At 36.7% G+C, this 4,255-nt stretch carries 3 protein-coding genes, 1 tRNA gene and 2 pseudogenes; 5 read left to right on the top strand and 1 reads right to left on the bottom strand.

Going from position 1 to position 4,255, the window contains the following annotated elements:
* The 5 genes and pseudogenes from ACFIO3_RS09410 to ACFIO3_RS09390 all read left to right on the top strand — a co-directional run.
* A pseudogene (locus tag ACFIO3_RS09410) lies at positions 1-117 on the top strand (YihA family ribosome biogenesis GTP-binding protein); the annotation flags it as partial.
* Between the two features lie 139 nt (positions 118-256).
* Entirely contained in the window at positions 257-949 is a 693-nt protein-coding gene (locus ACFIO3_RS09405; RefSeq protein WP_375615365.1) for a glutathione S-transferase family protein, read from the top strand.
* 1,116 nt (positions 950-2,065) lie between these two features.
* Positions 2,066-2,878 (top strand): 4-hydroxy-tetrahydrodipicolinate reductase, encoded by an 813-nt coding sequence (gene dapB, locus ACFIO3_RS09400; protein ID WP_375615366.1) that lies wholly within the window; start codon positions 2,066-2,068, stop codon positions 2,876-2,878.
* A gap of 28 nt (positions 2,879-2,906) precedes the next feature.
* A complete protein-coding gene (locus tag ACFIO3_RS09395; protein ID WP_375607302.1) occupies positions 2,907-3,527 on the top strand; it encodes a 2,3-bisphosphoglycerate-dependent phosphoglycerate mutase in 621 nt (206 codons plus the stop codon).
* Between the two features lie 114 nt (positions 3,528-3,641).
* Positions 3,642-3,726, top strand: a tRNA-Leu gene (locus tag ACFIO3_RS09390).
* Between the two features lie 103 nt (positions 3,727-3,829).
* On the opposite strand, the pseudogene ACFIO3_RS09385 reads toward ACFIO3_RS09390, so the two are convergent.
* A pseudogene (locus ACFIO3_RS09385) lies at positions 3,830-4,015 on the bottom strand (DNA-binding protein).
* Between the last annotated feature and the right edge of the window lie 240 nt (positions 4,016-4,255).

The raw sequence follows: 4,255 nt of genomic DNA, 5'->3' as shown, positions 1-4,255 counted from the left end.
ACACAAACAAAGCTTCTCAAGCGCCCAGCAGCTTACCCTGAGCTTCTTGTAACCTCTTCAGAAAAAGCTCTCGGTTTAGAAGAATTACGTGCTGCCATTTTGCAAACCATCGCATAAGAGAACAGTCCCTAGTCATTAACAATTTATTAATTATAATTACTAGCAGCTACTAATGATCTTGTACTTCTAGTCAAGCATCTTTATAAAAATGATTACTTGAAAGAATTCTCTTCAACTCTATTTGATAGTGTAAATTATGCTGACACTTTTTCACTCTCCCCTATCCGCTGCCTCGCGCTTCATACGCCTCATTCTTGGAGAATATGGTGTAACCACTCAGCTGATTGAAGAACATGAATGGGCAAGAAGACACGAATTTCTAGCCCTCAATCCCGCTGGTCATGTTCCTGTTTTTCTCGATGAACACGAGGTTCCATTATCAGGTCCTCTTGTTATCTGCGAATATTTAGACGAAACACATGGAAGTTTACGACAAGAAAATAAGCTCTTTCCGGAAAATCCTTTAGAGCGTGCGGAAGTACGCCGTCTCAATGATTGGTTCTTAAATAAATTCGAAAATGAAGCAACGCGCCATATCGTACGAGAACGAATCCACAAACGTGAAATGCCACTTGCCATTGGCGGTGGTGCTCCTAATTCACAAATTTTACGCAATGCGCGTGCCAATATTTTACCCCATATGAACTATCTCAATTGGCTTTGTGCCTCTCGCGATAGCTTAGTGGGTTCTACCTTGTCCTATGCAGACCTAGCAGCCGCAGCCTCTATTTCTGTACTTGACTTTCTAGGGGAAATTGACTGGGAACAATCTCCTGCTGCCAAAGACTGGTATATGAGAATTAAATCACGCCCTTCTTTTCGTTCTCTTTTAACAGATCGCGTCCGTGGAATTGTTGCAAGTGTTCACTATGCAGATCTTGATTTCTAGCCTTCTCTCACAAACAAAAATAAAAGTGATATTCTATCTAAAGGATATTTATAGGTTTATGAATTTTTATGCATGCGTATAAACAATATAATAATACATTGATTTATGATCGTATTAAACAGAGAATAAAACCCATTATAATTGAATCACAAAAATCACTTTCTTATCGTGTCACAAAAAAAATCAGCACAGGGATAAAAAATACTTAAGAAAGGATTTTAAAGACTCTCTTTAAATACAAGAACTGTAGCATCATTGGAAGCTAGGCAAATAAAATAACAATACTTAACGCATGTTATACTCCATTCTTCCCAATATATGAAAAAACGCATTGCATAATATATATCCTATTTTCTCTATAATAAACAAAGCCTCATCATGCGTTTTTACAACATAACAATTTTTTCAACTGACTTTCCTAAAAGATGAAGAATCTGCCCAACTCTTGTATGTAAACAATCCAACTTCTTGTTAGCCCCTTGTTTTTACCCCTTTTTACGTAATTTTATTTATGGATAACGTATTTATATACAATGATAAATAATCGTTTTCTTATGCGTCACAAATGGAATTGATGAGTGAAAATGACTAAGTTAAAACATTAAAGGCTAACAAAACGGATGATAATGCTGATTTGCTCTATTTATGAAGCATAAAGATAATGGCGCAGAATAGATTTTATATTATTCATGGATACTCTCTCGTGATACCACTCACGAGCACTATCATAAAATAAGTTTAGAAGAATTGATAAATATATTTCTTTAAGAAAAGCGTATGAATTGACAACATAGGTCTATTTTGTTTGGAAGATCTTATTTTGCATGAAGAACGCTCCCCTTTAAAGAACGAAAGAAACAAAAGCGTAAAGTAATACACAATCTTCATTAGATTTCATAAGCAAACCTTACTTAAGAATATTCATCACACACTCTAACGAAAAACATCTCTATTTAAATTTGTAGATCTTATATCACTTGCTCTAAACAACAGTGTTTTACAGCACAACAAGATAAATTAAAGCAGGAAAAAAATTTTCTATAAAGAAAAAGAACCATTGGAAAGAAGACAAGAATTTGCCTATACTGCACAGTAAAGTATCATAAGGAGATAAAAATGCGCCTTACAGTTGTTGGTGCAAATGGAAGAATGGGACGTGAACTCATTACAGCAATCCAGCAGAGGAAAGATGTAGAGCTTTGTGCTGTTCTTGTACGTAAAGGTTCACCGTTTGTAGGAAAAGATGCCAGTGCATTAATTGGTTCAGATTCTCTTGGGATTAGTATCACTGATGATCCCGAAAATGCCTTTTCTAATACAGAAGGTATTTTAGATTTTTCACAACCAGAAGCCAGCATTCTTTATGCTAACTACGCTGCTCAAAAAAGCCTTGTCCATATTATTGGCACCACAGGATTTAGCAAAAAAGAAGAAGAAAAAATTGCAGATTTTGCGAAATATACAACTATTGTCAAATCCGGGAATATGAGCCTTGGAATAAATCTTTTAGCCAACCTTGTAAAGAAAGCCGCTAAAGCATTAGAAGCCGATGATTTTGATATCGAAGTTTATGAAATGCATCACGCTAACAAAGTTGATGCTCCTTCTGGAACAGCCCTTCTTCTTGGCCAAGCAGCAGCTGAAGGACGCAATGTTATGCTTAAAAATGTGTGTGTCAACGAACGTAATGGTCATATAGGTAAACGCAAAAAAGGCACCATTGGCTTTTCCTGTTCACGTGGTGGGACAGTTGTTGGAGAACACAGTATCATTTTTGCTGGTTCCAATGAGCGCATTGTTCTTTCACACACAGCGCAAGAACGCTCTATCTTTGCCAATGGCGCATTAAAAGCAGCTTTATGGGCACAAAATCATGAAAGCGGTCTTTATTCAATGTTCGATGTTTTGGGATTGAACGATGAATTTTAAACAATCAATAGAATAGAGGCAATTTATAATGGGACGCATACTTACACTAATTCGTCATGGACAAAGTGAATGGAATCTCAAAAACCTTTTTACCGGTTGGAAAGATCCCGATTTAACAGAAAAAGGTCATGCAGAAGCGATAGCAGCAGGAAAAAAACTGAAAGAATATGGTTTGAGGTTTGATATCGCTTATACATCTGCCTTACAGCGAGCTCAAAAAACCGCTCAGCACATTTTAGAGCAAATGGGACAATCAGATTTAGAAGTGATAAAAAATCCAGCATTAAATGAACGTAATTATGGTGATCTTTCTGGTTTAAATAAAGATGAAGTACGTCAACAATGGGGGCAGGAGCAAGTGCAAATGTGGCGCCGCTCCTATACGATTGCGCCACCGAATGGAGAAAGCCTACGCGATACCGGTGCGCGCATCTGGCCTTATTATCTTTACCATATCCAGCCTTATATTTTGCGCTCCCAAACTGTTTTGATCGCAGCACATGGAAATTCTCTTCGTGCTCTTATTATGGCGCTTGAAGGTCTCTCCAGTGAGGAAATTATATCTCAAGAATTAGCGACCGGCATTCCTATTATTTACACATTTAATCCGGATTCAACAATTTTATCAAAGACAGTCCTCACACCTTAAACTTCTAAAATCATGATCTCCCTCAAAAGTTCAATGCTATCGTTTTAAGCTGAAAAAATAAATTCTATAATTTTATTGACAGAGTTACTTCATGCACTTAGATGAATTTTATAAGCCCAGATGGCGGAATTGGTAGACGCGCAGGTTTCAGGTACCTGTGCCGTAAGGCGTGGAGGTTCGAGTCCTCTTTTGGGCACCATTTTGTATCTTTAACATATTAAATATATAAATTTTTTCTTTAAAGAGCTATTTTAAGACCAACTTTTAGACCACCTTCTACGGTTTATATAACTTTAGCTAATTTATTCCTTATTTTTCTTTGGAGTGAAGGATAAGATCTCTTTCTTTCTCCATCTCACTGCTCTCTCTAGCTTATATAGCTCTGCCCCCCCTTGAAGCACCTAATTACGAATCGTGGTTGTGGATACACTAAAAAACTTTGCACACCCACGTGTTATTACATATCCATCTCCATCATCAAATATCATCTTATTACCTTTCTATTTTTTATATTAATTAAATGGGCGGGGGTGCTGGGAAGCATGTGGAGCACTCCAGTTTTTAAAAATCTGCAAATTTATTTTTTAGAGGTGCTTAATTTCATATTTCCAATCAGGTAATTGAGTGAGAGCTAATGCGAGTTATCCTCTGTGACACATGCATACATTGGCTTCAAAACAGGTGATTGCAACGCGCTTTTTGTTTAAAAAAATTTGATATAATTTGTT

It is taken from the genome of Bartonella sp. AD328YNZD (assembly GCF_042196425.1).
Note: the sequence above shows the minus strand (reverse complement) of the source record. Positions and strands in the feature narration are given on the sequence as shown.

Excerpts from the sequence above, each read along its gene's own strand:
- ACFIO3_RS09395 (WP_375607302.1), top strand. The coding sequence starts at position 2,907 with ATGGGACGCATACTTACACTAATTCGTCATGGACAAAGTGAATGGAAT.
- dapB (WP_375615366.1), top strand. The coding sequence starts at position 2,066 with ATGCGCCTTACAGTTGTTGGTGCAAATGGAAGAATGGGACGTGAACTC.
- ACFIO3_RS09405 (WP_375615365.1), top strand. The coding sequence starts at position 257 with ATGCTGACACTTTTTCACTCTCCCCTATCCGCTGCCTCGCGCTTCATA.